This is a genomic window from Streptomyces sp. NPDC012794 (assembly GCF_042901085.1).
GTDB lineage: Bacteria > Actinomycetota > Actinomycetes > Streptomycetales > Streptomycetaceae > Streptomyces.
This window is the reverse complement of record NZ_JBIBCI010000004.1, coordinates 15,927-41,322: the sequence shown is the minus strand read 5'-3', so window position 1 is coordinate 41,322 and position 25,396 is coordinate 15,927. Positions and strand designations below refer to the sequence as shown.

Below are 25,396 nucleotides of genomic sequence, written 5' to 3'. Positions count from 1 at the left end.
TGATACCGCTTGTCCGCCCCTCTATCACCTTGCGGAGTAAGGTCGTTGGTCTTTCATTAAATCCGACTGGAACTCGTGAGGTTCGTCTACCGTGAGCCGACGGCAAGGAGGGGCACATGGGTGGACGACAGGCGACGGTACGGTGCCCGAGGGCGTCGGGAGCTTCGAGAGCGGCGGTGCCCTCGGGCCTCACCGGCCGGGAGGTCGTCATACCGCCCGGCGGCTGCACGGGCTGGCACTACCACCACGTGCCGCTCATGGCGGTGGTCAAGTCCGGTACCCTGACCCGTTTCCTGGCCGACGGCACCGTGGAAGTGCACCCGACGGGGGCCACCTTCGTCGAACCGGCGGGCGCCGACAACGTACACCTCGGCCGCAACCTCGGCTCCCGGCCCGTGGTCCTCCAGGTGACCTGCGGCCTGGCCGAGGACGACCCCTGGTCGGTGCCCTCCCCGGCCCCGCTCGACGCCGTACCCTGCCGCTGCCCCGAGGAACCCCGGTGCGCCGCTCAGACCAGTCGGCGTATCTCCCCGCGCACCCGGTAGAAGCCCCCGCCGGCCGCATGCAGGCCGTCCACCACGTACCGCGCTCCGGGCTCCCGGATACCACGCGGGAACTGCACGTTCCAGCCGTGTTCGAAGCCCTCCGAGACCACCTGCACCCGCATCCGCCCTCCCTGCTGGACGCACTCCACCACCACACCGCCGGTCGGGACCGAGGCCACCGAGACCGTCGCCACCGCCGAGGCGGAGGCCGCCGGGGTGAAGACCGGCAGGGCCGCCGCCGACTTCACGTCCACCGCGGTCGGGACGGAACCCTGCTGCGCCGCGGCGATCGCCGTCTCGCTCGCGTCCACGCACACCAGTGAACCGTCCGTGGTGACGAGGTAGAGCCGCTCGTCCAGGTACTGCATCGAGAGCGCGGAACCGCCACCCGTGCCCAGCTTCCACAGCCGCCGCCCGTCGGCGTCGAAGCAGTACACCGAGGAGGACGAGTCCCCGGCGAAGACGTGACGGCCGTCCGGAGAGGTCGCGCACGAGTACACCGCCGCGTCGCACGGGTACGAGGCCTCGACCCGGCCCGTCGCCTTCGACAGGCGCTGCACGGTGTTGCGTACCGTGCCCGCGTACACGGCGTGCTCCTCCTGCCAGCCGAACAGCACCCCGCCGGGCGTCGCCGTGTGCCACAACTGGCCGGTACCGTCGGCCGCGTACGCCGTCACACCGCCGCTGTGCCCGTGGTACACGGCCCGCTCGTCCGCCCGGACCATCCAGGCGCCGGTCCCCGAGGACTTGCGGGACCACTGGTGCTCGTCCTCGTGGTCGATGACCGTCAGACCGCCGCCCGCGTCCGAGACGTTGAGCACGCCCTCGTGGATGTCGAGCCAGTAGATGTCCATGTCCGCGGCTATCCCGTACGCCCCGAACGGCACCTTCGAGGACAGGTCGTACACCGTGCCGTCGTCACAGCCCGCGTATATCCAGAACTCGTCCGCGACCAGGCACTTCACCCCGTCCGGCAGGGAGTAGCGGGCCAGTACCTCACCGCCGTGGCTCACCGTGTAGACGTCCCCCGCCTGGTTGCCGACCCAGCAGCGGTCCTCGTCCACATGGATGCCGAAGGCCGAGGAACCGGTACGGAAGCGCCACAGCACCGGCGCCACCGCGCGGGCCGTCGACGGCGCCGAGGCCACCTGCCGACGGGTGACCGAGCGGGCGGCGCGCGCCCCCCGGACCGCCGGAGCGTACCCCTTGCGGACCTTCTCACCGATCTTCTTGGCGGCGGCCGCGCGGGCCTTCTCCGCCGTGGGGAAGGAGGAGCTCTGCAGCTGGCCGGCCGCGCCGATGCGGCCGTAGCGCACCGAGACGGCGGTGCCGTCGACGGTCACCTCGTAGAACTTGTGCGCCGCGCCGTCCTCCTGCGACAGCTCCAGATACGTCGTCTCCCGAGCCATGACAGACCCCTCCCCAAGAGCAGGGCCGCCGGCTCCTGTCCACCGGTGATCCCTCGTGAAAAACGTTAGGGCGCACCACTGACAATGGGCCGGTGAAGCTGGAAGCGATCACCTGGCAGCGGATGGCCGAGCGGCTCGCCGGTCATCTGGACGACTCCCGCGGCCCCGCGGTCGAGGAGCGCACGTGGCAACGCGTCGGCATCGACGGCGCGCCGGCGGCCGGTACCGGGGTCCTCGCGGGCGAGCTCGCCGACGCGCTGCGCTCGCGCGGGCGGTCCGTGCTCGTGGTCGCGGCCGGAGACTTCCTGCGGCCGGCGTCGCTGCGGTTCGAGTTCGGGCGCGAGGACGTGGACGCGTACCTGGGGGGCTGGTACGACACGGGCGCGCTGTGGCGGGAGGTGTTCGGCCCGACGGATCCCGGCGGCAGCGGGCGGGTGCTGCCGGACCTGTGGGACCCGGTGCGGGACCGGGCGACCCGCAGCCCGTACGCCGAACTCCCGCCGGGCGGCGTGCTGGTGGTCCACGGGCCGCTGCTGCTGGGGCACTGGTTCCCGTTCGACCTGACCGTCCACATCAGCCTCTCCGAGGGGGCGCTGGCGCGGCGCACGGAGGAGGCGCAGCGGTGGACGCTGCCGGCGTTCGCCCGCTACGAGAGGGAGACCGGCCCGGGGACGGCCGCGGACGTCCTGGTCCGCGCGGACGACCCGCGGCACCCGGCCTGGACGGGTGTGCGGTAGCCCCGGGCCGAGCCGTAGCCCCCCGGCCGGGCCGCTACGGGCGGCCGCCCAGGCGGGTGACCGCGCCGGCCGCCGCGCGGCAGCCGGCGCGGGCCGATTCCGCCGGGCCGGCCCCCGCGAGGCGGGCCGCCAGGAAGCCGCCGGTGAAGGCGTCCCCGGCGCCCGTGGTGTCCACCGCCTCCGCCGGCTCCGCCTCGACCTCGGCGGTGATCCGGCCGTCCTCCGCGACGAGCGCTCCGCCAGGGCCCCGGGTGACCACCACCAGCGGCACCCGGCGGCTGAGCTCCTCCGCCGCCCGGGCCGGGTCCCGTACGCCGGCCAGCAGCCGGGCCTCGTCCTCGTTCGGCAGGAGTACGCCGGCCCCCGCCACGGCCGCCAGGAAGCGCTCGGGGCCGAGCCCGGCCAGGAACCCCGCCGAGGCGGGGTCGACGCTGACGGGCACCCCGCGGGTCCGGGCGGCCCGCAGCGCGACCAGGGCCAGCTCCCGGCTGCTGTCCGAGAAGAACAGGTAGCCCGACAGGTGCAGGTGCCCGGCACCGTCCAGCAGGGCCGGCACCCAGTCGGCGGGGCACAGCCGCAGCGAGGCCCCGCTGTCGGTCAGGAAGGTCCGCTCCGCGTCCCCGCCGACCAGCGCCACCACCGTCCCCGTCGGCTCCGCCGGGTCCACCACCAGCAGGGGCCGTACTCCCGCGTCGACCAGGGCCCGCTCGTGCCAGTCGGCCGACTCGCACCCCACCCGCGCGAGGAGACGTACCTCCGAGGTGCCCGCGCGGGCCGCCCAGCAGGCCGCGTTGGCGCCGGCCCCGCCCGGGAGGGTGCGGATGCGGGCGGTGGTGTCGGTGGCCGGGGCCAGGGGGCCGCGGTGCACCGCCACCACGTCCGTCACCACGTCGCCGACCACCAGCAGGGCGGCCGTCACGCGCGGGCCGCCCAGGCCCCGGCGATTTTGGCGCCGAGCCGCACGTTGCCCCGGACCGCCGCCAGGTTCGCCTCCAGCGAGGCGCCGCCGGTCGCGCGCACCAGGAACCCCAGCAGGAACGGGGTCACCGCCTGCCCCGTGACACCCCGCTCGCGGCACTCGGCCAGGGCCTCGGCCAGGACCCGGTCGTGGAGCGCCGGATCCAGCTGCTCCGCCTCCGCCACCGGATTGGCGACGATCAGCGCCGCCTCGGGTCCGCCGAGGCCGTGCTGGGCGGCCATCACCGCCGCCACCTCCTCAGGCTCCCGCACCGTCCAGTCGACCGGCTCTCCCGAGTCGGTCAGGTAGAAGCCGGGGAAGCGGTCCGTCCGGTAGCCCAGGACGCCGACGCCGAGGGTTTCGAGGCGCTGGAGCGTGGCCGGCACGTCCAGGATCGACTTCACCCCCGCGCACACCACCGTGATCCGGGTCCGGGCGAGCAGCGACAGGTCCGCCGACTCGTCCTGCGAGAGCGTCCACTCGCGGTGTACGCCGCCCAGCCCGCCCGTGGCGAACACCCGCAGCCCCGCCCGCGCGGCCAGGAAGGCCGTAGCCGACACCGTGGTCGCCCCGGTGGCGCCCGTGGCGAGGGCGGGCGCGAGGTCCCGGTGGCCCAGCTTGCGCACGCCCTCGCCCGTCGCGATCCGCTCCAGCGCGGCCTTGTCGAGGCCCGCCCGGGCCACCCCGTCCAGCACGGCGACGGTCGCCGGGACCGCGCCCTCCGCCCGGACCAGGTCCTCCAGCTCCAGACCCGTCTCCAGATTGCGGGGACGCGGCAGACCGTGCGAGATGATCGTCGACTCCAGGGCGACGACGGGCCGGCGGGCGGCGAGCGCCTCGCGTACCTCTTCCGACAGGACCGGTCCCCCGGACAGGGGTGCAGTTGCTCTGTGCTGTGGCATGTCCCCATCCCTGGCACGGGACTCACGCCGCCAAACGCGCCCCTCCCGCTCCGGCGCGAACCCGTCCGGGCGGCGCGCCCGGAAGGGCCGCTCCCGGACCGGGCCCTCCACCGGGCCGCACACCATGCCGTGCCCCGCGCCGGCCACCGTGCCGCCCGCCGCGGGCGTGCGCGCCGCTCTGGCCGAAAGCCGCCGGATCCCGCGCCCGGGCCGCCTGCCCCCGGGCTGCCCGGGGAGGGGAGGTCGCGGTACCTGCGACAAGGGGCTCCGGCGAGCCCGTCGCCGGCGGGAGCGGGCCGGTGGAGCCGCCCGCGGCTCCGGCCCGCGGCGCTGACCCGCTCGACGGAATGACGCGCCGGAGGCGCCCGCGCTGGACGCTCTGGTCACCCCGCGCGCGGGGCGGCGGCCCTACGCTGACGCACCATGAGCACCCGTCACCACGAAGCGCCCGCCTCCTTCGCCGTGTCCGTCGCGGACCTCCCCGACGCCGAGCTGGAGCCCGAGGAGCTGGACCCCGCGCAGGTCGTCTCCGGCACCCCGGTCGTGACCGGGAAGGTGCTCTGGGAGTCGGCGGACGGCTCGCAGGTCCGGGGGATCTGGCAGATCACCCCCGGGGTGGTCACCGACACCGAGGCCGACGAACTGTTCGTGGTGGTCAGCGGCCGCGCCACCATCGAGGTCGAGGGCGGCGCGGGCTTCGAGGTGGGACCGGGCTCGGCCTGTGTGCTGAAGAAGGGCGACCGGACCACCTGGACGGTCCACGAGACGCTCCGCAAGGCCTACCACATCAACTGCTGAGACCCCCCGGCTCCGTGCGTGCCGGATGCCGCCGTGCGGTGAACAGGGCGAGCGCCGCCATCGGCAGCAGCAGGGCCGCGCTGATCGCGTTGAGCCAGCCGTAGCCGGCCTGGGACATGATCAGCCCGGCAGCCGCCCCGCCCACGGCGGCTGCGGTGTTCATCGTCAGGTCGCCCAGGCCCTGCACGGCGGCCCGCGCGGCCTGCGGTACCGAGTCGGTCAGCAGCGCCGAGCCGACGACGATCCCGGCGGACCAGCCGAGCCCGAGCAGGAAGAGGCCGGCCGCGCTCTGGGCGTGGTTCCCGCCGGCCGTGCCGGCGAGCAGGGCGGCGATGGACAGCAGCCCGGCGGTGAGCCCGATCACGGACAGCCGGCCGAGCCGGTCGGCGAGCCAGCCCATGACGGGGGAGAAGGCGAACATGCCCGCGATGTGGCCGCTGATCACCAGGCCGATGAGCCGCAGGTCGGCGCCGTGGTGACCGAGGTCGACGGGGGCCATCACCATGATCGACACCATGGCGGTGTGCGATACGGCGACGGTGAGCAGCGCGAGCCGGGCCCGCGGTGAGGCCTTGACGGCGGCGACGCCGGCGCGCAGCGAGCGGGCCTGCCGGGACTGCTCGCCGGAACCGGCCAGGGCCCGGGCGGTCAGCAGCGGGTCCGGCCGCAGGAACACGGCGAGCAGGGCGCCGGTGAGTACGAAGACGGCGCCGGCCCATACGAAGGGTCCCGCCGTCTGGGGTATGGAGGTGCCGGCGAAGCTGTCGCTGGCGGGGGCCGAGAGGTTGGGGCCGAGCACCGCGCCCAGGGTGGAGGCCCAGACGACCAGCGAGATCGCGCGGGCCCGCCGGTCGGGCGCGGCGAGGTCGGTGGCGGCGAAGCGGGCCTGGAAGGTGGCGCAGGAGGCGGCGCCGAAGGCGGCCATGCCGACGAGCAGCAGCGGGAAGCTGTCGACGACGGCGGCCAGGACGACCAGGGCCGCGCCGAGCGCGCCGATCGCGTACGCCACCACCAGCCCCCACCGGCGCCCGCGCGCGGTCATCAGGGCGGCGAGCGGCAGCGAGAACAGCGCGGTGCCGATCACGGCGGCGGTGGACGCGACCCCGGACAGGGCCTCGGTGCCGCTGATCTCGGTGGCCAGTACGGGGGCCAGGGCGACGCTGATCGGCACGCCCAGGCCGCCCAGCATCTGGCTGGTCATCAGCACGGCGGAGGTCCGGCGCTGGAGCCGGGGCAGCGCCGCCGCGTCGACGGGCGCGGGCGTGGCCTTGGTGCCGGCGGAGGTTCCGGGAGCGGCGCTCACGCCCGGCACCGCCGTCGCGGGGGTTCGGCGGAGGCGGACGGTATGAGGCCTGGTGCGGCAGGAGTGGTCACGGCGGCAGTTTCCCACCGTCGGGCGCGCGGGGGAACCGCGTATCGCGGTCCGGGGTCCCGTCGCCACCCGCTGTCACCTGCGTGACGGCGCGCGGCTCAGAACAGGGGCCGCGGGAGCACGCCCTCCAGCGCGAGCAGGATCCGCTTGGTCTCCACCCCGCCCCCGAAGCCGCCAATGCCCCCGTCGTTCTCGACCACGCGGTGGCACGGCACGACCACGGGCAGGGGATTCGAGCCCATGGCGTTGCCCACGGCCTGGGCCGCCCCCGGCTGCCCGGCCCGAGCGGCCAGCTCCCCGTACCCGACGACCGATCCGTACGGCACCGAGCGGTCGAGCTCCAGCAGCACCTGCCGGTTGAAACCGGAGCTGAGCCGCCAGTCCAGCGGCAGCTCGAAGCGCCGCAGCGAACCGGCGAAGTAGGCGGCCAGCTGGCGTATCGGCTCGGCCAGCAGCACCTCCTCGCCCGGGTCCGGCCGCCACGCGTCGGCGCCGAGCCGGGAAACGAGCGAGCCGATCATCCGGCCGGCCCGGTCCGGGCGCGCGTGGAACTCGACCCGGACCAGACCCTCGGGGGTCGCGGCCAGGAGCAGGGGACCGATGTCGCTGGGCACGACGGTCCATTCGAGGTGCGGCCCGCGGGGCCGCTCGGTGCTGTCCACGTCCCCACCGTACGGCCCGCCACCGACAGCGCGGACGGGCTCGCGCACGCCACCGCCGCGCCGGGCCCTCAGAAGCCGAGCGCGGCGTTGCGCACCACGTCGGGCGCGTTGGTGATGATCCCGTCCACGCCCATGTCGCGGACCTTGCGGGCCGTGGCCGCGTCGTCCACGATCCAGGTGTCCACCTCCATGGCCCTGCCGTGGGCCCCCAGCAGGCCGTGCACCGCCGTCACCCACTCCGCGGAGATCGTGGTGTGCCACGGGTTGATCCGGTCCGTGAACCGCGCGTAGCGCGGCAGCTCGGCCACGGGCGGGGTGCCCAGGAAGGCCGTCACCAGGCCGGGGTGCAGTTCGTGGACGGTGCGTACGGAATCGGCGCTGAAGCTCTGTACCACCAGGCGGTCCGGGACGTGGTCCTCGTCCAGCCAGCCGGTCTCGTCCAGGAGCTCCAGCGTCTCCTCCTCGATCCCCGGGTAGAGCTCCGGCTTCTTGATCTCCAGCAGCAGCTTCTGCCGGTTCTCCTCGACCCGCTCCAGGTACGCGCGCAGGGTCGGTACCCGGGCGCCCGCGAAGCGGGGGGCGAACCAGCTCCCCGCGTCCAGCCGCCCGATCTCCTCCGCCGTGAAATCCCTGACCCGCCAGGGCCTGCGGTCGGGGAAGACCTGCTCGACGTCGGTGGTGCGGGCGAGGGTGTCGTCGTGGATCACCACCAGCTCGCCGTCCCTGGTCCGCTGGACGTCGTTCTCGACCCAGTCGAAGCCCAGCCGCCTCGCGAGGTCGACCGCTTCGAGGGTGTTCTCCGGGGCGTAGGCGGACGCGCCCCGGTGGGCGTACACGACGGGGCCCAGGACGCCGCGCGCGGCATCGGGGGAGCCGGGGCCGGCGGCGGCCGGGGAGGCCGTCCCGCCCAGCACCGTGAGGGTGAGGCCCAGGATCGCGGCGGCGGCCGCGGTGGCGGGTCGGACGTACATGTGCTTTCTCCTCGGGTCGTGAGCCCTGTTCCTGCGTCAGACGGGCGGGGAGCGGCAGACGTTGCGGCGATGCACTTCACGGCGGAGCGTTCACCGCGATCATGGGCTCGAAGATCACCGGGCCGCCACCGAACTACGACAAACAGACCGGAAAGGAGGAGATCCACTCCGCCCGCCGGACCTGTGGAGGGGGCCATGGCCCCGTCGGGAGGGCGTGAGTGTCAGTGCGGGGTCGTACGGTGGACTCATGCGGCCCGTATCGAAGATCGAACGCACGGTGGCACCCTTTGAGGTCGTCAGCCCGTACCAGCCCAGCGGTGACCAGCCGGCGGCCATCGCCGAGCTGGAGAAGCGCATCCGCGCAGGTGAGAAGGACGTCGTACTGCTCGGCGCGACGGGCACGGGCAAGTCCGCGACCACGGCCTGGATGATCGAGAGGCTCCAGCGCCCCACGCTGGTGATGGCGCCGAACAAGACGCTGGCCGCCCAGCTGGCGAACGAGTTCCGCGAGCTCCTGCCGAACAACGCCGTCGAGTACTTCGTCTCGTACTACGACTACTACCAGCCCGAGGCCTACGTACCGCAGTCGGACACCTACATCGAGAAGGACTCCTCGATCAACGAGGAGGTCGAGCGGCTGCGCCACTCCGCGACGAACTCGCTGCTGACCCGGCGCGACGTGATCGTCGTCGCCTCCGTGTCCTGCATCTACGGCCTCGGCACCCCGCAGGAGTACGTGGACCGGATGGTCTCCCTCAAGGTGGGCGAGGAGATCGACCGGGACCAGCTGCTGCGCCGCTTCGTCGACATCCAGTACACCCGCAACGACCTGGCCTTCACCCGCGGCACCTTCCGGGTGCGCGGCGACACCATCGAGATCTTCCCGGTCTACGAGGAACTGGCCGTCCGGATCGAGATGTTCGGCGACGAGATCGAGGCGCTCTCCACCCTGCACCCGCTGACCGGCGAGGTCATCAGCGAGGACCGCGCGCTCTACGTCTTCCCCGCCAGCCACTACGTCGCCGGCCCCGAGCGCATGGAGAAGGCGATCACCGGCATCGAGGCCGAGCTCGCCGAGCGGCTCGCGGAGCTGGAGAAGCAGGGCAAGATGCTGGAGGCCCAGCGGCTGCGCATGCGCACCACCTACGACCTGGAGATGATGCGCCAGATCGGCTCCTGCTCCGGCATCGAGAACTACTCGCTGCACATGGACGACCGCGAGCGCGGCTCGGCCCCCAACACCCTCATCGACTACTTCCCCGAGGACTTCCTCCTCGTCATCGACGAGTCGCACGTCACTGTGCCGCAGATCGGCGCCATGTACGAGGGCGACGCCTCGCGCAAGCGGACGCTGGTCGACCACGGCTTCCGGCTGCCGTCCGCGCTCGACAACCGGCCGCTGAAGTGGGAGGAATTCCTGGAGCGGGTCGGCCAGACCGTCTACCTGTCGGCCACCCCCGGCAAGTACGAGCTCTCCCGCTCCGACGGCTTCGTCGAGCAGATCATCCGCCCCACCGGCCTCGTCGACCCCGAGGTCGTGGTCAAGCCCACCGAGGGCCAGATCGACGACCTGGTGCACGAGATCCGCACCCGGGTGGAGAAGGACGAGCGGGTCCTGGTCACCACCCTCACCAAGAAGATGGCCGAGGACCTCACCGACTACTTCCTGGAGCTGGGCATCCAGGTCCGGTACCTGCACAGCGACGTCGACACCCTGCGCCGCATCGAGCTGCTGCGCGAGCTGCGGGCCGGCGAGTACGACGTCCTCGTCGGCATCAACCTGCTCCGCGAGGGCCTCGACCTGCCCGAGGTGTCGCTCGTGGCGATCCTCGACGCCGACAAGGAGGGCTTCCTGCGCTCGGGGACCTCCCTCATCCAGACCATCGGCCGCGCCGCCCGCAACGTCTCCGGCCAGGTCCACATGTACGCGGACAAGATGACCCCGGCGATGGAGAAGGCCATCGAGGAGACCAACCGGCGCCGCGAGAAGCAGATCGCGTACAACACGGCCCACGGGATCGACCCGCAGCCGCTGCGCAAGAAGATCAACGACATCGTCGCCACCATCGCCCGCGAGGAGCTGGACACCGAGCAGCTCCTCGGCACCGGCTACCGCCAGACCAAGGACGGCAAGGCCGCCAAGGCGCCGGTCCCCGCGCTCGGCGGCGCGGCGGCGGCCAAGGGCAAGGCCGGCAAGGCGGCGAAGGGCGTGGCGGCCGCGACGCCCACCGACCGGCCCGCCGCCGAACTGGCCGCGCTGATCGAGCAGATGACCGAGCGGATGCGGGCGGCGGCGGCCGAGCTCCAGTTCGAGGTGGCCGCCCGGATCCGGGACGAGGTGGGCGAGCTCAAGAAGGAGCTTCGTCAGATGAGGGAAGCGGGCCTCGCCTGACCCGTGGGCGGTCAGTAGGGTGTGGAAACGCCGCAGGTGCACGCTGCGGGCCTTTAGGGGCGGGCTATGGAGAGGGGAACGCGCGTGACGGTCAACATGACCAAGGGTCAGGCCATCAGTCTGCAGAAGGCGGACGGCGGCACGCTGACCGCGGTCCGGATGGGCCTCGGGTGGCAGGCGGCCAAGCGCCGCGGCCTGTTCGGGTCGCGGACGCGGGAGATCGACCTGGACGCGTCGGCAGTGCTCTTCGCCGACAAGCAGCCGGTGGACGTGGTGTTCTTCCGGCACCTGCAGAGCGACGACGGCTCGGTCCGCCACACCGGCGACAACCTGGTCGGCGGCGTGGGCCAGGGCGGGGACGACGAGGCCATCCTCGTCGACCTCCAGCGGGTCCCGGTCCACATCGACACGATCGTCTTCACGGTGAACTCGTTCACCGGCCAGACCTTCCAGGAGGTCCAGAACGCCTTCTGCCGCATCGTCGACGAGACCAACGGCCAGGAACTGGCCCGCTACACCCTCGACGGCGGCGGCCAGTACACCGCGCAGATCATGGCGAAGGTGTCCCGGTCCGGTGCCGGCTGGCAGATGACGGCCCTCGGGAACCCGGCCAACGGCCGGACCTTCCAGGACCTGATGCCGGCGATCCTGCCGCACCTGTAGGACCGCACCCGTAAGACCGGACCGTAAGACCGCACCCGTAAGACCGGGCCCGGGACCGGACCCCGGGCGCGGACCCTCGGGTCCGCACGCGAAGGACCGGGCCCGCCTGTGGGTCCGCACCGGCAAGAGCAGTACGGAACAAGAGAAGAAGGCACGGGGGAGGGGCTGCACTATGACGGCCGAACTGGTCCGGGGGCAGAACCACCCCGTGCCCCACGACAGGATCGAGGTCAGGGTCTCGGCGGGCACACCCGTGCTCGCCCTGGCGGCCCTGGCCGACGAGCAGGGCCGCCTCGCGGGCCCCGGGGCGCTGGCCCGTCCGGGCGCCCCGGCCCCGTCCTGGATACGGCTGCCGGAGGAGGTCGCCGACCGGCACACGCTGGGCGTCGACCTCGACGCCGTGGCCGCGGAGGTCCACCGGATCGGCCTGCTCCTCGTCCTGCCGCCCGGCGGGCCGCCGGGCTTCGGCTCCGTACCGGCCGCGCACACCGCCGTGGCCCCACCGGGCGGGCCCGAGTTCGCCGGTTTCACCCTGACCGGGCTGAATGCCGAGACGGCCGTGGTGGCCCTGGAGCTCTACCGGCGCCAGGGCGCCTGGAAGGTCCGGGCCGTCGGCCAGGGGTACGCCGAAGGGCTGGGCGCCCTGCTCACCGACGGCGGCCTGGCCGCGCCGGAGGCCGCCGAGCTGGCCGGTGCCGCCCTCCGGAAGGCCGCCGGGCCGGCCCCGGCCGCCCTCGGGGACGCCACCGGGCCCGGCGGGGGAGACCGCATGGCCGCCGGCCCGCCCCCGCGGGCCCAGGGCGCGCCGCACGCCGGGCGGCAGCCCGCCCCCGAGCCGCCGGAGCCCGTCCCGGTCTCCGGAGTCCCCTACGCGGGCACCCCCGGCCCCGCGCCGGCCACCCCGGCAGACACCGCGGCCGGCCCGCCCACCATCGACTACGCGCACCCGCGCCGCCGGCGCACCAGCACCGAAGCCCCCGAGCCGGCCCCCCGGCCCGCGCCCGCCGCCGAACCCGGCCGGCCCCCGGCCCCCGTCGCCGGGGACGCGAGCGGCTGGTCCATGGACGAGCGGCTCTACAACCAGGTCTGGGGCATGTTCGAGGACCTGGCCCGGACCGTCGCCGCCTACCGCGGCGCCGTCGACTTCGCCGACGCGCGGCTGGACCGCGAACTGGACGAGGCCCTGTCCGACCCGCGCCACCGCATCGGCGGCGCGGGTGACTCCGCGCGCGACACCGCCCGGGCCCGCCGGGACGAACTGGTCGCGCGGGCCAGGGCGGCCCTCGACCGGGACCTGGCCCAGCTCGTCGCCGAGTCCGAGGTGGTCGAGCCCGCGCTGCCGGCCGCGTACGCCCGCTGGGACAATCCCGTCTGGCACGGCGGGGGCGTGCCCGAGGAGGCCCCGCTGGCGCTGCGCCTGGGCAACCTGAGCCTGCCCGAGATGCCGGGCCTGCGGATCCCGATGCTGATGCGGCTCCCGCTGGAACGCGGCCTGTGGATCGACAACGGCCGCACCGGCTCCGAGACCGCCATGGCCATGGACACCGACCGGCTGCGCCGCGCCGCCATGGACATGGCCGTCGCGCACGCCGTACGGCTGCTCGCGGTCCACCCCGCCGACCGGATCTCCGTCCACGTCATCGACGCCGCCGGGGCGGGTGCCGCCTCCCTGGCCCCGCTGGTGCGCGCCGGAGTGCTCGCGGCGCCGCCCGCCGCCGGCGCCGAGGGGGTCGCGCGGACCCTGGCGCGGCTGACGCGGCGCGTGGACCTCGTACAGATGGCGCTGCGCGCCGGCGCCCCCGAGGAGCTGCCCGCCGACGTGGACCGGGCCGAGCAGCTGCTGGTGGTGCACGACTTCCCGCACGGCTTCGACGACCGGGCGGTCACCCAGCTGCGCTACCTGGCGGACGAGGGTCCGGCGGTCGGGGTCCACCTGCTGATGGTCGCCGACCGCGACGAGGCCTCCGCGTACGGGCCGCTGCTGGATCCGCTGTGGCGCTCGCTGATGCGGCTGTCGCCGGTGCCGGACAGCCACCTCGCCGACCCCTGGGTCCAGCACGCCTGGACCTTCGAGCCGGATCTGCCCCCGCAGGGCAGCACGGTCCTCGACCAGGCGCTGGAGCGGGTGGGGCGGGCGCGGCGGGAGGCCCGCCCGTGAGCGGTCCATGGGTGTTCCATGACCGGCCGGTGACTCCTTCTTGGTAAGCGCTTTACCTTTTGGCTCCTCTGCGGGTACTCTGGGACCCGCGGAGGGGAGTATTCCTGCTATTTCCTGCGCGGCGTTCCCGTCAATACGGACCACTGTGCTCATCTGGCGCGGTCGGTCCCGGGGCGTCGGCCCGCGGCCTGTGGCCGCCGGGTGGAAGAGACCTCCGGCAGCGATGACGCTGACCATGTGCTGAGCCATCCGCCGGAGGCGTGAATACTGTGGACGTTTCGTTGACCCTGTGGGTGCTGACCGTTGCCGGTCTGTGCATCCTCATCGGCGCCGATTTCCTCATCGGCCGCAAACCGCACGACGTTTCGATCAAGGAAGCGGGCACCTGGACCGTCGTCTGGATCGTGCTCGCCGCCCTCTTCGGCCTCGGCCTGCTGTTCTTCGGCAACGGCCAGGCCGCGCAGGAGTTCTTCGCCGGTTTCATCACCGAGAAGTCCCTGAGCGTGGACAACCTCTTCGTCTTCGTCCTGATCATGGCGAAGTTCTCCGTGCCCTCCCACCTCCAGCAGCGCGTCCTGCTGGTGGGCGTACTGATCGCCCTCGTCCTCCGCGCGATCTTCATCGCGGCCGGCGCCGCGATCATCACCACCTTCTCGTGGGTCTTCTACCTCTTCGGCGCCTTCCTGATCTACACCGCCTGGAAGCTGATCCAGGAGGCCCGCAAGGACGAGGACGAGGAGGAGTTCGAGGAGAACCGCCTCCTCAAGTCGATCGAGAAGAAGTTCGGCGTCGCCGACCGCTACCACGGCACCAAGCTCTTCATCCAGAACAACGGCAAGCGCGTCCTGACCCCCCTGATGGTCGTCATGCTCGCCATCGGCACCACGGACGTGCTCTTCGCCCTGGACTCGATCCCCGCCATCTTCGGCCTCACCCAGGACCCGTACATCGTCTTCACCGCCAACGCCTTCGCCCTCATGGGTCTGCGCCAGCTGTACTTCCTGATCGGCGGCCTGCTCAAGAAGCTGGTCCACCTCAGCTACGGCCTGTCCGTGATCCTCGGCTTCATCGGCGTCAAGCTGGTGCTGCACGCCCTGCACGAGTCCGGGGTGCACGTCCCGCAGATCTCCATCCCGCTCTCCCTGGGCGTCATCTGCGGTGTCCTCGTGATCACCACCATCACCAGCCTGATCGCCTCGAAGAAGCAGGCGGCGGCGGAGACCTCCGCCACGGAGGCCAAGAGCGTCGACGCCTGACCGGCGACCGTAGGGCGAAGGGCCCGGGAGCACGCTCCCGGGCCCTTCGCCCTACGTCCCCGCTACAGCGGCCCAGGTCGGCGATCGTCTCCGGAACCTCCCGGAGCCTGCGGAGTATCCCCGTCACCCGCAGGGAGGGCTTGTTCGCCGCCGTCGCCTCCATCGCGTGGTCCGGGCCCACCGCCGTGGCCGCCTCCCGCACGTCCCTCACGTTCTCGTTCAGGTCGCCCACCATCTCGGCGGCCGCGGTGCCCTGGCGGAACCCGCCGGATCGCCGGCCGTCGACCCGGCCGCCGCCGCCCCGCCCGCCTGCTGGTCAGGCCCGACACCGCCGCCCGGGCCCCGCCGGTCCGGCGTACCGACGATCTGCCGCCGTACGGGTCCGGCGGCCGGTGCCTCACACCACGGCGGGCTCGTTCCTCGCCGCCCGGGCCGGGGCCGGCCGGGTCTCCGGGAGCAGGGCGAAGCAGCCGAGGCTGACCAGCGAGACCACCGTGAGGTACACCGCCACGCCCCACGGCGGGCCCGGGCCGTCCGACAGGGCCGTCGCCACGAGCGGGGTCAGCGCACCGCCCAGTACGCCGCCCAGGTTGTAACCGACGGCCGCGCCCGTGCAGCGCAGGCGCGGGGCGTACAGCTCGGGCAGGTAGGCGCCGACCACCGCGAACATCGTCACCATCGCCAGCAGCGCGCCGACGCAGCCCACCGTCATCAGCAGGGGGTCCGCCGTGTCCAGCAGGGCGACGAAGGGGAACATCCACACCGCGCACGCCGCGCTGCCGGCCAGGCACAGCGGCCGGCGTCCCCAGCGGTCGCCGAGCACCGCCAGCGCCGGGGTGGCCAGCCCCTTGAGCAGGACCGCCGCCATCACGATGGCCAGCATCACCGTACGGTCCACGCCGCCGCGGCCGGTGGTGTACGCGAGGGACCAGGTGGTGACCGTGTAGAAGACGGCGTACCCGACCGCCATCGCCCCTCCGGTCAGCAGCAGCAGCCGCCAGTGGCCGCGGACCACCTCGGCGAGCGGGGCGTCGGCCTGCCGGCCGGACGCGGCGAGCGCGCGGAACTCCGGGGTCTCCTCGACCGACCGGCGCAGCCACAGCCCGGCCAGCGCCAGCAGCCCGGCGGCCCAGAACGGCACCCGCCAGCCCCAGGCGGTGAACTGGGCGTCGCTCAGGGTCCAGGACAGCGCCAGGGTCAGGCCGTTGGCCAGCAGGAAGCCGGCGGCCGGGCCCATCTGCGGGAAGCTCGACCACAGTCCGCGGCGCCGCTCCGGAGCGTGCTCGGCGGTCAGCAGGACGGCCCCGCCCCATTCACCGCCGAGGCCCAGTCCCTGGAGGAAGCGCAGCAGGAGCAGCAGGAAGGGCGCGGCGATGCCGATGGCGTCGAAGGAGGGCACGCAGCCGACGGCCACCGTGGCGAGGCCGGTCAGGAGCAGCGAGCCGAGCAGCACGGGGCGACGGCCGTAGCGGTCGCCGATGTGGCCGAAGAGGACGGAGCCGAGCGGGCGGGCGAGGAAGCCGACTCCGAACGTGCCGAAGGCGGCGAGGGTGCCGGCGAGCGGGGAGAAGGAGGGGAAGAAGAGCGGGCCGAGCACCAGGGCGGCGGCCGTGCCGTAGACGAAGAAGTCGTAGAACTCGATGGCGGTGCCGACCAGGGAGGCGATGGCCAGCCGCAGCATCGAGGGGGAGGAGGGCGGGGAGGGGTCTCGTTGCATGGTGCAGCAACTACCCCAGTCCCCGCCTCCAGGACAGGTGTTCGGTCAAGGTCGACCGGAAGGAGTGCCCCGCCCCGCGGTATTGACCTCGGCCGGCGAGCGCGTCCGGGGGCACGGGCGCGCTCGCGGGGTCACCAGCCGCGCTCGCGCCACTCCGCGAGGTGCGGGCGCTCGGAGCCGATCGTGGTGTCGTTCCCGTGGCCCGGGTAGACCCAGGTCTCGTCCGGCAGCTGCTCGAAGAGCTTGTGCTGGACGTCGTCGATGAGGCGGGCGAAGTTCTCCGCGTCGCCCCACGTGTTGCCCACGCCGCCCGGGAAGAGGCAGTCGCCGGTGAACACGTGCGGGTGCCCGTGCGGGTCGTCGTAGATCAGCGCGATCGAGCCGGGGGTGTGCCCGGCCAGGTGGCGCGCGGTCAGGGAGACCCGCCCGACGGTGATGGTGTCCCCGTCCTCGACCAGGACGTCCGTGGCGACGGGGATGCCCTCCGCGTCGTGGGCGCCCGCGTAGGTCCGCGCGCCCGTGGCGTCGACGACCGCCTGGAGGGCGCCCCAGTGGTCGCCGTGCCGGTGGGTGGTGACGACGGACGCGATGCCGTCGTCACCGATCAGCTGCAGCAGCGTGTCCGCCTCGGCTGCCGCGTCGATCAGCAGCTGCTCGCCGGTGGCCCGGCAGCGCAGCAGGTACGCGTTGTTGTTCATCGAACCGACCGCGACCTTGGAAATCATCAGGTCGGCGAGTTCGTGCACGTCGGCGGGACCGCCGACCTTGACCGCTCCGCTGTACGTCATGTCGGAATCCTAGAGCGCGGGGAGCTCGGGCAGGCGGTCGCCGGCCTCGACGGTGAGGTGGGCGCCCTTGAGGTCGCGGCCGGCCAGCCAGCCGAGCAGCTCGTCCTTCGGGCCGCTCAGGGTCACCGGGGTGCCCTCTGTGCCGCCCGTGCGGGCGACGGGCTCGCCGTCGGGGAGGGTGAGGGTGACCGGCGGGACGCCGGGGCGTCCGGACCAGCGGTCGGCGAGGAAGGCGATCTCCCGGTCGGTGAACTCCTCCGGGAGGTCGGAGAGCTCGTAGCCGATGTCCAGGTCGACGTGGTGCAGCTCGACCTCGACGAGGCGGCGGAAGGGCACGTTGGCGGCGAGGTCGGTGACGCCGTTGCGCAGCTCGACGGTGCGCTGCCAGTCCTGGTCGGTCCCCGTGGTGGCGAGGAAGCGGGCCCCGGAATCACGGAGGTCCGTCAGGTGTTCTTCCAGGGGCCGGCCCGCGTCGCGCTCGATGTCCGCGTCGCGGGCGGCGGCGCTCTCGTACATGGGGCGGCCCTCGAAGACGTTGACGAGGGCGTCGGCGTTGCGTGCCAGGTGGGCCAGGATGTGGCCGCGGGTCCATCCCGGGAGGTGTGACTCCTCGGAGAGGGAGGCGTTGTCCAGTTTCGCGACCGCGTTCAGCAGCCGTTCCGTGGCTTCACGTACAGAGGCCAGGTCGTGCACATGATCAGTCATGGATCCGAGCCTAGTGGCCGCGGGGTCTCCGCCACACGATCGGGTGAAGCGGGCTTGCGAGTGCCGTAAATCGAATGTGCGTGCTATACGCTCGGGAGTCAGACTCCATCCCATCGCAGAGGCGCCCCCCATACCCTGGACAGTCGGGGCCCGTGCCCCCGCTCTCTCAAGAAAGGTGCGACCGGCGTGACCGACCGTCTCATCGTTCGTGGCGCTCGCGAGCACAACCTGAAGAACGTCTCGCTCGATCTGCCCCGCGACTCGCTCATCGTCTTCACCGGGCTCTCCGGCTCGGGCAAGTCCTCCCTGGCCTTCGACACGATCTTCGCCGAGGGCCAGCGCCGCTACGTGGAGTCGCTGTCCTCCTACGCCCGGCAGTTCCTGGGGCAGATGGACAAGCCCGACGTCGACTTCATCGAGGGCCTCTCCCCGGCCGTCTCGATCGACCAGAAGTCGACCTCGCGCAACCCGCGCTCCACCGTCGGCACCATCACCGAGGTCTACGACTACCTCCGCCTGCTCTTCGCCCGCATCGGCAAGCCGCACTGCCCCGAGTGCCGCCGTCCGATCTCCCGGCAGTCGCCGCAGGCGATCGTCGACAAAGTCCTCGCCCTCCCCGAGGGCAGCCGCTTCCAGGTGCTGTCCCCGCTGGTCCGCGAGCGCAAGGGAGAGTTCGTCGACCTCTTCGCGGACCTCCAGACCAAGGGCTACAGCCGGGCCCGGGTGGACGGGGAGACCATCCAGCTCTCCGAGCCGCCCACGCTGAAGAAGCAGGAGAAGCACACCATCGAGGTGGTCGTCGACCGCCTCACCGTCAAGGACAGCGCCAAGCGCCGGCTCACCGACTCCGTCGAGACCGCGCTGGGCCTCTCCGGCGGCATGGTGATCCTGGACTTCGTCGACCTCGCCGAGGACGACCCCGAGCGCGAGCGGATGTACTCGGAGCACCTCTACTGCCCGTACGACGACCTGTCCTTCGAGGAGCTGGAGCCGCGCTCCTTCTCCTTCAACTCGCCCTTCGGCGCCTGCCCCGAGTGCACCGGCATCGGCACGCGCATGGAGGTCGACCCCGAGCTGATCGTCCCGGACGAGGACAAGTCCCTGGACGAGGGCGCCGTCTCGCCGTGGGCGCTCGGCCACACCAAGGACTACTTCCAGCGGCTGATCGGCGCGCTCGCCGGGGAGCTGGGCTTCCGGACCGACATTCCGTGGGCCGGGCTGCCGCAGCGTGCCCGGAAGGCGCTGCTGTACGGCCACAAGACCCAGATCGAGGTCCGCTACCGCAACCGGTACGGGCGCGAGCGGGCGTACACGACGGCCTTCGAGGGCGCCGTGCCCTTCGTCAAGCGCCGGCACGCCGAGTCCGAGAGCGACGCCAGCCGCGAGCGCTTCGAGGGCTACATGCGAGAGGTGCCCTGCCCGACCTGTGAGGGCACCCGCCTCAAGCCGATCGTGCTCGCGGTGACGGTGATGGAGCGGTCCATCGCCGAGGTCGCGGCGATGTCGATCAGCGAGTGCGCCGACTTCCTGGGCCGGCTGAAGCTGGACGCCCGCGACAAGAAGATCGCCGAGCGGGTCCTCAAGGAGGTCAACGAGCGGCTGCGCTTCCTCGTGGACGTGGGCCTGGACTACCTCTCCCTCAACCGCGCCGCCGGCACCCTGTCGGGCGGCGAGGCCCAGCGCATCCGGCTGGCCACGCAGATCGGCTCCGGCCTGGTCGGCGTGCTGTACGTGCTGGACGAGCCGTCCATCGGCCTGCACCAGCGGGACAACCACCGGCTGATCGAGACGCTGGTACGGCTGCGGGACATGGGCAACACCCTCATCGTCGTCGAGCACGACGAGGACACCATCAAGGTGGCCGACTGGGTCGTGGACATCGGCCCCGGCGCCGGCGAGCACGGCGGCAAGGTCGTGCACAGCGGCTCGCTGAAGGAGCTGCTGGAGAACGGCGATTCGATGACCGGCCAGTACCTGTCCGGCAAGAAGTCGATCCCCGTGCCCGACGTGCGCCGCCCCGTGAACGGCGACCGGAAGCTCACCGTGCACGGCGCCAAGGAGAACAACCTGCGGGACATCGACGTGTCCTTCCCGCTGGGCGTGCTCACCGCGGTCACCGGTGTCTCCGGCTCCGGAAAGTCGACCCTGGTCAACGACATCCTGTACACGCACCTGGCGCGCGAGCTGAACGGCGCCCGGTCGGTACCGGGCCGCCACACGCGGGTCGAGGGTGACGACCTGGTGGACAAGGTCGTCCATGTCGACCAGTCGCCGATCGGCCGCACCCCGCGGTCCAACCCGGCGACGTACACGGGCGTCTTCGACCACGTGCGCAAGCTCTTCGCGGAGACCATGGAGGCGAAGGTGCGCGGCTACCTGCCGGGCCGCTTCTCCTTCAACGTCAAGGGCGGCCGGTGCGAGAACTGCTCCGGTGACGGCACCATCAAGATCGAGATGAACTTCCTGCCGGACGTCTACGTCCCGTGCGAGGTGTGCCACGGCGACCGGTACAACCGGGAGACGCTGGAGGTCCACTACAAGGGCAAGTCCATCGCCGAAGTCCTGAACATGCCGATCGAGGAGGCGCTGGACTTCTTCGAGGCCGTACCGACGATCGCGCGGCACCTGCGCACGCTGAACGAGGTGGGGCTGGGCTACGTCCGCCTCGGCCAGTCCGCGCCGACCCTGTCGGGCGGTGAGGCGCAGCGCGTCAAGCTGGCCTCGGAGCTGCAGAAGCGGTCGACGGGCCGGACGGTCTACGTACTGGACGAGCCGACGACGGGTCTGCACTTCGAGGACATCTCGAAGCTGATCAAGGTGCTGTCCGGGCTGGTGGACAAGGGGAACTCGGTGATCGTCATCGAGCACAACCTCGACGTCATCAAGACCGCCGACTGGGTCGTCGACATGGGCCCCGAGGGCGGTTACGGCGGCGGCCTGGTGGTGGCCGAGGGCACGCCCGAGCAGGTCGCGTCGGTCGGCGCGAGCCACACGGGCAAGTTCCTGCGGGACATCCTCGGAGCCGAGCGGATCTCCGACGCGGGCGCGCCTCCGGCTCCGGCCAGGCGGGCGAAGAAGGCGGCCCCGGCGAAGAAGACGGCGGCGCCCGCCGCGAAGAAGACAGCGGCGCCGGCGAAGAAGACGGCGGCCCGCACCCGCAAGGCGTAGCCGCGGGCCTCGGCCGTCGCCGGGGCCTGCGGGCCGCCGGCGGGAGCGGCGGCGGTGTCCGCCCCCGTCACGGGGGGGGGGAGGTGCAGCCGCCCTTCCCGCGCGGCGGGGCGGGCAATCCCGGTCAGCTGCCGGGCTCCAGCTCCGCCGCGTACGGCGGCTCGGCGCCCGCCCGGGTGCAGGTCAGCGCGGCGGCTCGGGCCGCGTAGGCCAGCACGTCCGGCCAGTCCGCCGCGCCCGGGTCCGGGACCCCGGCGAGCCGGTGCAGCAGCGCCGCGTTGACGGTGTCGCCCGCGCCGATCGTGTCGGCCACCGCGACCCGGCGGGCCGCCGCGCTGTGTTCCGCGCCGTCCGAGGTCCACACCGTCAGGCCCGCCGCGCCCCGGGTCAGCACCACCGCCGACGGACCGGCCGCCAGCCAGTCCCCGGCCCGGCCGCCCAGCCAGTCCGCGTCCTCCTCCGAGAGCTTGAGCACGGACACGTACGGCAGCCAGCCCAGGAACCGTTCCCGGTACGCGGCCGGGTCCGCGATCAGCGCCGGGCGGACGTTGGGGTCCAGCAGGGTCAGCAGCCCGCGCCGGGACTCCCGCCTCAGCAGCGCCTCGTACGCGGACGCGCCCGGCTCCAGCACCAGCGAGCAGGTGCCGAGCGCGAGGGCCCGCGCCCCCGCGGGCAGCTCGGGCGGCAGCGCGAAGAGCCGGTCGGCGGTCCCCTCGACGTAGAAGCCGTACACGGCCGAGCCGTCCGGCCCGAGCGAGGGTACGGCCAGCGTGGTCGGCTCGGGCCCGCGCTGCACCAGCGACAGGTCCACCCCGGCGGCCCGCAGCCCGGCCAGCAGGCTCTCGCCGAAGCCGTCCGAGGACACCCGCGAGCAGAAGGCGACCTCGGCGCCCAGCCGGCCCAGCGCCAGGGCGGTGTTGTAGGGCCCGCCACCGGGCCGGGGCAGCAGCGCGCCCGGCGGCCGTTCGACGGGCACGAGGTCGATCAGGGCTTCTCCACCGACGACGATCACGCGGGGGAAGGTACCCCATCGGACGCCGGTATCGTCGGGTGGAGCCCGCCCCGGGGCCCGTCACTCGTGCAGGAGAACCGCATGTCCGCGTCGCAGTCCGCCGCCCGCCGTATCGTGCTCAAGGGAGCCGCCGCGCTGGCCGGGGCCGTGGGCGCGGGGACGGCGCTCACCGCGTGCTCCACCGAGACCAACAGCGGCGCCGGCAGCCCGGCCGTCCCGAAGGAGCCGGTCGAGCTGGGCGGGGTGGCCGACGTGCCGGTCGGCGGCGCGAAGCTGTTCCGCGAGCGCAAGGTCGTCGTCAGCTGCCAGGCGGAGGGCCAGTACAAGGCGTTCAGTGCCCAGTGCACCCACGCCGGCTGCGTCCTGGACAAGATCGTCGAGGGTGAGGGCAACTGCCCCTGCCACGGCAGCCGTTTCGACGTCACCACCGGCAAGGTCCTGCGCGGCCCCGCCACCGACCCGCTGCCGGCCGTCCCGGTCAAGGCCGAGAACGGCAGGCTGATCGCGGGATAGCGGCTGCGCCGGGGGACGCCCGGGTGCAGGTGCGGACCGGCCGCGCGGCCTACTCCCAGTCCCAGGCGATCCCCAGGATCCCGCACCGGACGCCCTGCTCCACCAGGTGCACCGCCCGGTGGCGCCCGCTCGGCGTGAGGTCGCCGAGGTCGGTGCGCGGGGACCGGGGGCCCGCGCGGGCGAAGCGGCGGCAGCGCACCGGCAGGGCCGCCTCGTCGAAGGAGACCTGGAGCATGTACTGCCCGCCCGCGTAGCTGAAGCCCCGTACGTACTCCGTACTGCGCCCGCCGGTGCCGTCCTCGATGCCGTAGCCGAAGACGTACGTGTCCCCGCGCCGCAGCCGCGCGTCGAACAGCAGCTCCGCCACCACCACCCCGGCCTCCCGGTGGCAGCGCACCCGCCCCGTGCGGCAGTTCTCGTACGCCGTCACCTCCACCCGCGTCGCGTCGCAGCCCGGATCGCCGTGGTGGACGGCGAGGTAGCGGTCGACGCCGTCGCGGTGGGCCCGGACGATCTGCTGCGACTCCCGGGTGCGCAGCTCGCCGCCCGGCCCGATGCGAACCCGCTCGTGGTGACCGAGCGAGTGCAGGCCGCCGTCCGCCGGGAGCTCCAGCCCGGCCAGCAGCTGTTCCACCGCCGCGCCCACGCTCACCAGCGCCCGGTACGAGCGGGTGGCCGGGCGGGCGCCGGAGGCGGGGACGGGGTCGGCCAGCAGGCGCAGCAGGGCGCCGGCGGGCAGCTCCAGGATCTCCTCCAGGGCGGAGACCGCCCGCAGGGACTCGGGACGGCGCGGCCGCCGGGCACCCTGCTGCCAGTAACTGAGGCTGGTCACCCCGACCTTGACGCCGCGTGCCGCGAGGTGGTGCCGCACGCGCTGCAGGGGCAGGCCGCGGGCGGCGAGGGCGGCGCGCAGGGCGAGGTGGAAGGGGCCCGCGCCGAGCAGATCTTCCAGTTCCGCCGCCGCTGCCGTGTCTGGCCGGTCGCCGGTGGGCCGCATGGCGACTCCTCTGTGAACGTTCACGCGCGCCGGGTGGGGGGCCGGGGCGGTGGTGCCGGGGGACCTGGTGGAACGGCGGCAACCGTTCACACCACAGCCACACCGTTCACACTGCAATGTCACCGCGTATTGAAACGTGTTGACCTGATCGCGACAACACCCTGATGCTCCTCCACAGCGTCCGGACGCGCTCCCCCCCCACACCTCGAGTCCCCACCTCGGGAGGAACGCGATGCGCAACAGAAGCGGGCGGCTGTCCCTGGCCGCCATGATCTCCGCCCTGCTCCTCGTCCTGCTGCCCGTCGGCATCGGCGCCGGTACCGCCACCGCCGCCGCCACGGGCGCGGACACCGCGAGCACGGCCCTGGCGTACAAGCGGCTCGACATCACCATGCAGGCGCAGCAGAAGAGCAACTGGTGCTGGGCCGCCGGCGGCAACACCATCGCCACCTGGTTCGGCCGCACCTACAGCCAGAACCAGTTCTGCAACGCCGCCTTCAACCGTCAGCAGGGCACCGAGTGCCCCAACAACCAGGCCACGCTGGGCAACGTCCAGACCGCCCTGCGCTGGGCCGGCATCAACGCCGGCAGCTATGTGAACGGCTGGCTCCAGTACTCGACCGTACAGACCGAGATCAACGCCAACCGGCCGGTCGAGACCCGCATCCAGTGGTCCAACGGCGGGGGCCACATGCACGTCGTCTACGGCTACGACACCGCCGGCAGCTGGGTCTACTGGGGCGACCCCTGGCCCTCCAGCGACCGCTACAACTGGGCCTCCCACGCCTGGTACGTGGACAACAGCACCTTCTCCTGGACCCACTCCCTCTACCGGATCGGGGCGTGACCGCCATGACCCTGCGCGCCTCCGCCACCGTCCTCGCGGCCGCCGCCGTCCTGTGGGCCACGGGCGGGCAGGCCTCCGCCGCGCCCGTACCGCAGCCCCAGGGCGTCACCGCGGAGACCCGGGCGGCCGCCCGCGAGGCCGCCGCCGCGCCCGCCACCCTGGCGACGCTCTCCCGGTTCTTCGCCCGTGAGGGGAGGATCCCGGAGGCCGAGGCCCGGCCCCGGATCGAGGGTGAGGTGACCCCCGTGAGCTATCTGTCGCCCGACTTCGTCGCCGGGAAGGCCGGGGCGCCGGTCGCCCGTCTGGAGTTCCTGGCGAGCGCGGCGGTCTCCTCGGACGGGCAGAAGGCGGCCCTGTGGACCGCGAGGACCGGGGCCGGCTGGCAGGTGGTGAACATCGCCACCGGCGACGACGAGTTCCGCTACGCCCGGCTGGGCGCGGAGAGACTCCCCGGCGGGACGGTGTTCCGCGAGCCCCAGACCGACGCCTGGTACGTGGCACGGGAGGACCGGGTGCTGCCGCTGGACGAGGACGCCGCGCGGGCCGTGGGCGACCGGGGGACGACGCTGGCCGGTTACCGGGCCCGGGTGACGAAGCTGTACGGCGACAAGCTTCCGGCGTCCGCGTACGCGAAGGAGGGCAGGGCCGGGGGCTTCGCCGGCGCGGGCGGGGACGCCGGCGCCGGGCCCGCCGGGGCGCCGGTGGCGGTGGCCACCGGGGCGCTGGCGCTGGGCGCGGCCGGGGCGGTAGCCCTGCGGCGGCGGCGCCGCCCCGGCGCCGGGGCGTAACCCCGGCCCCGCCCCACCCGCCCGCGGGGCCCGGCACC

General features: G+C 73.3%; 22 protein-coding genes. 11 read left to right on the top strand and 11 right to left on the bottom strand.

What is annotated here, in order from left to right; translation table 11 throughout:
* Positions 1–116: 116 nt before the first annotated feature.
* The gene (locus tag ACFY7H_RS08800; RefSeq protein ID WP_388935154.1) at positions 117–545 is read left to right on the top strand and encodes a cupin domain-containing protein; all 429 of its coding nucleotides are present in this window, start codon (positions 117–119) and stop codon (positions 543–545) included.
* Here ACFY7H_RS08800 and ACFY7H_RS08795 read toward each other — a convergent pair.
* On the bottom strand, positions 509–1,954 hold the full coding sequence (locus tag ACFY7H_RS08795; protein WP_388935151.1) for a WGR domain-containing protein: 1,446 nt from the start codon (positions 1,952–1,954) through the stop codon (positions 509–511). The genes ACFY7H_RS08800 and ACFY7H_RS08795 overlap by 37 nt on opposite strands.
* A 92-nt stretch (positions 1,955–2,046) precedes the next feature.
* Between ACFY7H_RS08795 and ACFY7H_RS08790 the strand changes: the two genes are divergently transcribed.
* Positions 2,047–2,691 carry a uridine kinase gene (locus tag ACFY7H_RS08790; protein ID WP_388935147.1) on the top strand — a complete coding sequence of 215 codons (645 nt, stop codon included), beginning with the start codon at positions 2,047–2,049 and terminating at the stop codon, positions 2,689–2,691.
* Between the two features lie 34 nt (positions 2,692–2,725).
* Here ACFY7H_RS08790 and ACFY7H_RS08785 read toward each other — a convergent pair whose 3' ends face one another.
* Together ACFY7H_RS08785 and ACFY7H_RS08780 are read right to left on the bottom strand one after the other, a co-directional pair.
* Complete coding sequence (locus ACFY7H_RS08785) at positions 2,726–3,610, bottom strand: carbohydrate kinase family protein (protein WP_388935144.1); 885 nt, start codon at positions 3,608–3,610, stop codon at positions 2,726–2,728.
* On the bottom strand, positions 3,607–4,551 hold the full coding sequence (locus ACFY7H_RS08780; RefSeq protein WP_388935141.1) for a pseudouridine-5'-phosphate glycosidase: 945 nt from the start codon (positions 4,549–4,551) through the stop codon (positions 3,607–3,609). The genes ACFY7H_RS08785 and ACFY7H_RS08780 overlap by 4 nt, the downstream gene beginning before the upstream one ends.
* Before the next feature lie 423 nt (positions 4,552–4,974).
* Here ACFY7H_RS08780 and ACFY7H_RS08775 point away from each other — a divergent pair, with 423 nt between their 5' ends.
* The gene (locus tag ACFY7H_RS08775) at positions 4,975–5,349 is read left to right on the top strand and encodes a cupin domain-containing protein (RefSeq protein ID WP_388935138.1); all 375 of its coding nucleotides are present in this window, start codon (positions 4,975–4,977) and stop codon (positions 5,347–5,349) included.
* Here the strand turns inward: ACFY7H_RS08775 and ACFY7H_RS08770 are convergent.
* From ACFY7H_RS08770 to ACFY7H_RS08760, 3 genes are all read right to left on the bottom strand, one after another.
* Complete coding sequence (locus ACFY7H_RS08770; protein WP_388936172.1) at positions 5,339–6,550, bottom strand: MFS transporter; 1,212 nt, start codon at positions 6,548–6,550, stop codon at positions 5,339–5,341. The two genes, ACFY7H_RS08775 and ACFY7H_RS08770, sit on opposite strands and share 11 nt — an antisense overlap.
* A 269-nt stretch (positions 6,551–6,819) precedes the next feature.
* A complete protein-coding gene (locus ACFY7H_RS08765; protein WP_388935136.1) occupies positions 6,820–7,383 on the bottom strand; it encodes a methylated-DNA--[protein]-cysteine S-methyltransferase in 564 nt (187 codons plus the stop codon).
* Positions 7,384–7,451: 68 nt separating this feature from the next.
* Positions 7,452–8,354, bottom strand: a complete 903-nt coding sequence (locus tag ACFY7H_RS08760; RefSeq protein WP_388935133.1) for a glycerophosphodiester phosphodiesterase — start codon at positions 8,352–8,354, stop codon at positions 7,452–7,454.
* Between the two features lie 247 nt (positions 8,355–8,601).
* On the opposite strand from ACFY7H_RS08760, the gene uvrB reads away from it, so the two are divergent.
* The 4 genes from uvrB to ACFY7H_RS08740 all read left to right on the top strand — a co-directional run bounded on the left by uvrB (position 8,602) and on the right by ACFY7H_RS08740 (position 14,823).
* A complete protein-coding gene (gene uvrB, locus ACFY7H_RS08755; RefSeq protein ID WP_388935130.1) occupies positions 8,602–10,746 on the top strand; it encodes an excinuclease ABC subunit UvrB in 2,145 nt (714 codons plus the stop codon).
* Between the two features lie 84 nt (positions 10,747–10,830).
* Entirely contained in the window at positions 10,831–11,409 is a 579-nt protein-coding gene (locus ACFY7H_RS08750) for a TerD family protein (RefSeq protein WP_388935127.1), read from the top strand.
* Between the two features lie 172 nt (positions 11,410–11,581).
* Complete coding sequence (locus ACFY7H_RS08745; protein ID WP_388935125.1) at positions 11,582–13,567, top strand: TerD family protein; 1,986 nt, start codon at positions 11,582–11,584, stop codon at positions 13,565–13,567.
* Positions 13,568–13,836: 269 nt separating this feature from the next.
* Positions 13,837–14,823: a TerC/Alx family metal homeostasis membrane protein gene (locus tag ACFY7H_RS08740; protein ID WP_388935122.1), complete on the top strand. Its 987-nt coding sequence runs from the start codon at positions 13,837–13,839 to the stop codon at positions 14,821–14,823.
* A 397-nt stretch (positions 14,824–15,220) separates the two neighbouring features.
* Here ACFY7H_RS08740 and ACFY7H_RS08735 read toward each other — a convergent pair whose 3' ends face one another.
* From ACFY7H_RS08735 to ACFY7H_RS08725, 3 genes are all read right to left on the bottom strand, one after another.
* A complete protein-coding gene (locus ACFY7H_RS08735; RefSeq protein WP_388935119.1) occupies positions 15,221–16,540 on the bottom strand; it encodes an MFS transporter in 1,320 nt (439 codons plus the stop codon).
* A 131-nt stretch (positions 16,541–16,671) separates the two neighbouring features.
* Positions 16,672–17,328: an MBL fold metallo-hydrolase gene (locus ACFY7H_RS08730; RefSeq protein WP_388935116.1), complete on the bottom strand. Its 657-nt coding sequence runs from the start codon at positions 17,326–17,328 to the stop codon at positions 16,672–16,674.
* Positions 17,329–17,337: 9 nt separating this feature from the next.
* Positions 17,338–18,033, bottom strand: a complete 696-nt coding sequence (locus ACFY7H_RS08725) for a maleylpyruvate isomerase family mycothiol-dependent enzyme (RefSeq protein ID WP_388935113.1) — start codon at positions 18,031–18,033, stop codon at positions 17,338–17,340.
* Between the two features lie 186 nt (positions 18,034–18,219).
* On the opposite strand from ACFY7H_RS08725, the gene uvrA reads away from it, so the two are divergent.
* Positions 18,220–21,201, top strand: a complete 2,982-nt coding sequence (gene uvrA / locus ACFY7H_RS08720; RefSeq protein WP_388935110.1) for an excinuclease ABC subunit UvrA — start codon at positions 18,220–18,222, stop codon at positions 21,199–21,201.
* 124 nt (positions 21,202–21,325) lie between these two features.
* Here the strand turns inward: uvrA and ACFY7H_RS08715 are convergent, their stop codons facing one another.
* Complete coding sequence (locus ACFY7H_RS08715; RefSeq protein ID WP_388935107.1) at positions 21,326–22,213, bottom strand: carbohydrate kinase; 888 nt, start codon at positions 22,211–22,213, stop codon at positions 21,326–21,328.
* An 81-nt stretch (positions 22,214–22,294) separates the two neighbouring features.
* Here ACFY7H_RS08715 and ACFY7H_RS08710 point away from each other — a divergent pair, with 81 nt between their 5' ends.
* Positions 22,295–22,726, top strand: a complete 432-nt coding sequence (locus tag ACFY7H_RS08710; RefSeq protein WP_388935104.1) for a Rieske (2Fe-2S) protein — start codon at positions 22,295–22,297, stop codon at positions 22,724–22,726.
* Between the two features lie 49 nt (positions 22,727–22,775).
* Here ACFY7H_RS08710 and ACFY7H_RS08705 read toward each other — a convergent pair whose 3' ends face one another.
* Entirely contained in the window at positions 22,776–23,723 is a 948-nt protein-coding gene (locus ACFY7H_RS08705) for a hypothetical protein (protein ID WP_388935102.1), read from the bottom strand.
* A gap of 232 nt (positions 23,724–23,955) precedes the next feature.
* Between ACFY7H_RS08705 and ACFY7H_RS08700 the strand changes: the two genes are divergently transcribed.
* On the top strand, positions 23,956–24,570 hold the full coding sequence (locus tag ACFY7H_RS08700) for a papain-like cysteine protease family protein (protein ID WP_388935099.1): 615 nt from the start codon (positions 23,956–23,958) through the stop codon (positions 24,568–24,570).
* A gap of 5 nt (positions 24,571–24,575) precedes the next feature.
* Complete coding sequence (locus tag ACFY7H_RS08695; RefSeq protein ID WP_388936169.1) at positions 24,576–25,358, top strand: hypothetical protein; 783 nt, start codon at positions 24,576–24,578, stop codon at positions 25,356–25,358.
* Positions 25,359–25,396 lie beyond the last annotated feature (38 nt).

Excerpts from the sequence above, each read along its gene's own strand:
- ACFY7H_RS08800 (WP_388935154.1), top strand. The coding sequence starts at position 117 with ATGGGTGGACGACAGGCGACGGTACGGTGCCCGAGGGCGTCGGGAGCT.
- ACFY7H_RS08795 (WP_388935151.1), bottom strand. The coding sequence starts at position 1,954 with ATGGCTCGGGAGACGACGTATCTGGAGCTGTCGCAGGAGGACGGCGCG.
- ACFY7H_RS08780 (WP_388935141.1), bottom strand. The coding sequence starts at position 4,551 with ATGCCACAGCACAGAGCAACTGCACCCCTGTCCGGGGGACCGGTCCTG.
- ACFY7H_RS08775 (WP_388935138.1), top strand. The coding sequence starts at position 4,975 with ATGAGCACCCGTCACCACGAAGCGCCCGCCTCCTTCGCCGTGTCCGTC.
- ACFY7H_RS08770 (WP_388936172.1), bottom strand. The coding sequence starts at position 6,550 with ATGACCAGCCAGATGCTGGGCGGCCTGGGCGTGCCGATCAGCGTCGCC.
- ACFY7H_RS08760 (WP_388935133.1), bottom strand. The coding sequence starts at position 8,354 with ATGTACGTCCGACCCGCCACCGCGGCCGCCGCCGCGATCCTGGGCCTC.
- uvrB (WP_388935130.1), top strand. The coding sequence starts at position 8,602 with ATGCGGCCCGTATCGAAGATCGAACGCACGGTGGCACCCTTTGAGGTC.
- ACFY7H_RS08745 (WP_388935125.1), top strand. The coding sequence starts at position 11,582 with ATGACGGCCGAACTGGTCCGGGGGCAGAACCACCCCGTGCCCCACGAC.
- ACFY7H_RS08735 (WP_388935119.1), bottom strand. The coding sequence starts at position 16,540 with ATGCAACGAGACCCCTCCCCGCCCTCCTCCCCCTCGATGCTGCGGCTG.
- ACFY7H_RS08730 (WP_388935116.1), bottom strand. The coding sequence starts at position 17,328 with ATGACGTACAGCGGAGCGGTCAAGGTCGGCGGTCCCGCCGACGTGCAC.
- ACFY7H_RS08725 (WP_388935113.1), bottom strand. The coding sequence starts at position 18,033 with ATGACTGATCATGTGCACGACCTGGCCTCTGTACGTGAAGCCACGGAA.
- ACFY7H_RS08710 (WP_388935104.1), top strand. The coding sequence starts at position 22,295 with ATGTCCGCGTCGCAGTCCGCCGCCCGCCGTATCGTGCTCAAGGGAGCC.
- ACFY7H_RS08705 (WP_388935102.1), bottom strand. The coding sequence starts at position 23,723 with ATGCGGCCCACCGGCGACCGGCCAGACACGGCAGCGGCGGCGGAACTG.
- ACFY7H_RS08700 (WP_388935099.1), top strand. The coding sequence starts at position 23,956 with ATGCGCAACAGAAGCGGGCGGCTGTCCCTGGCCGCCATGATCTCCGCC.
- ACFY7H_RS08695 (WP_388936169.1), top strand. The coding sequence starts at position 24,576 with ATGACCCTGCGCGCCTCCGCCACCGTCCTCGCGGCCGCCGCCGTCCTG.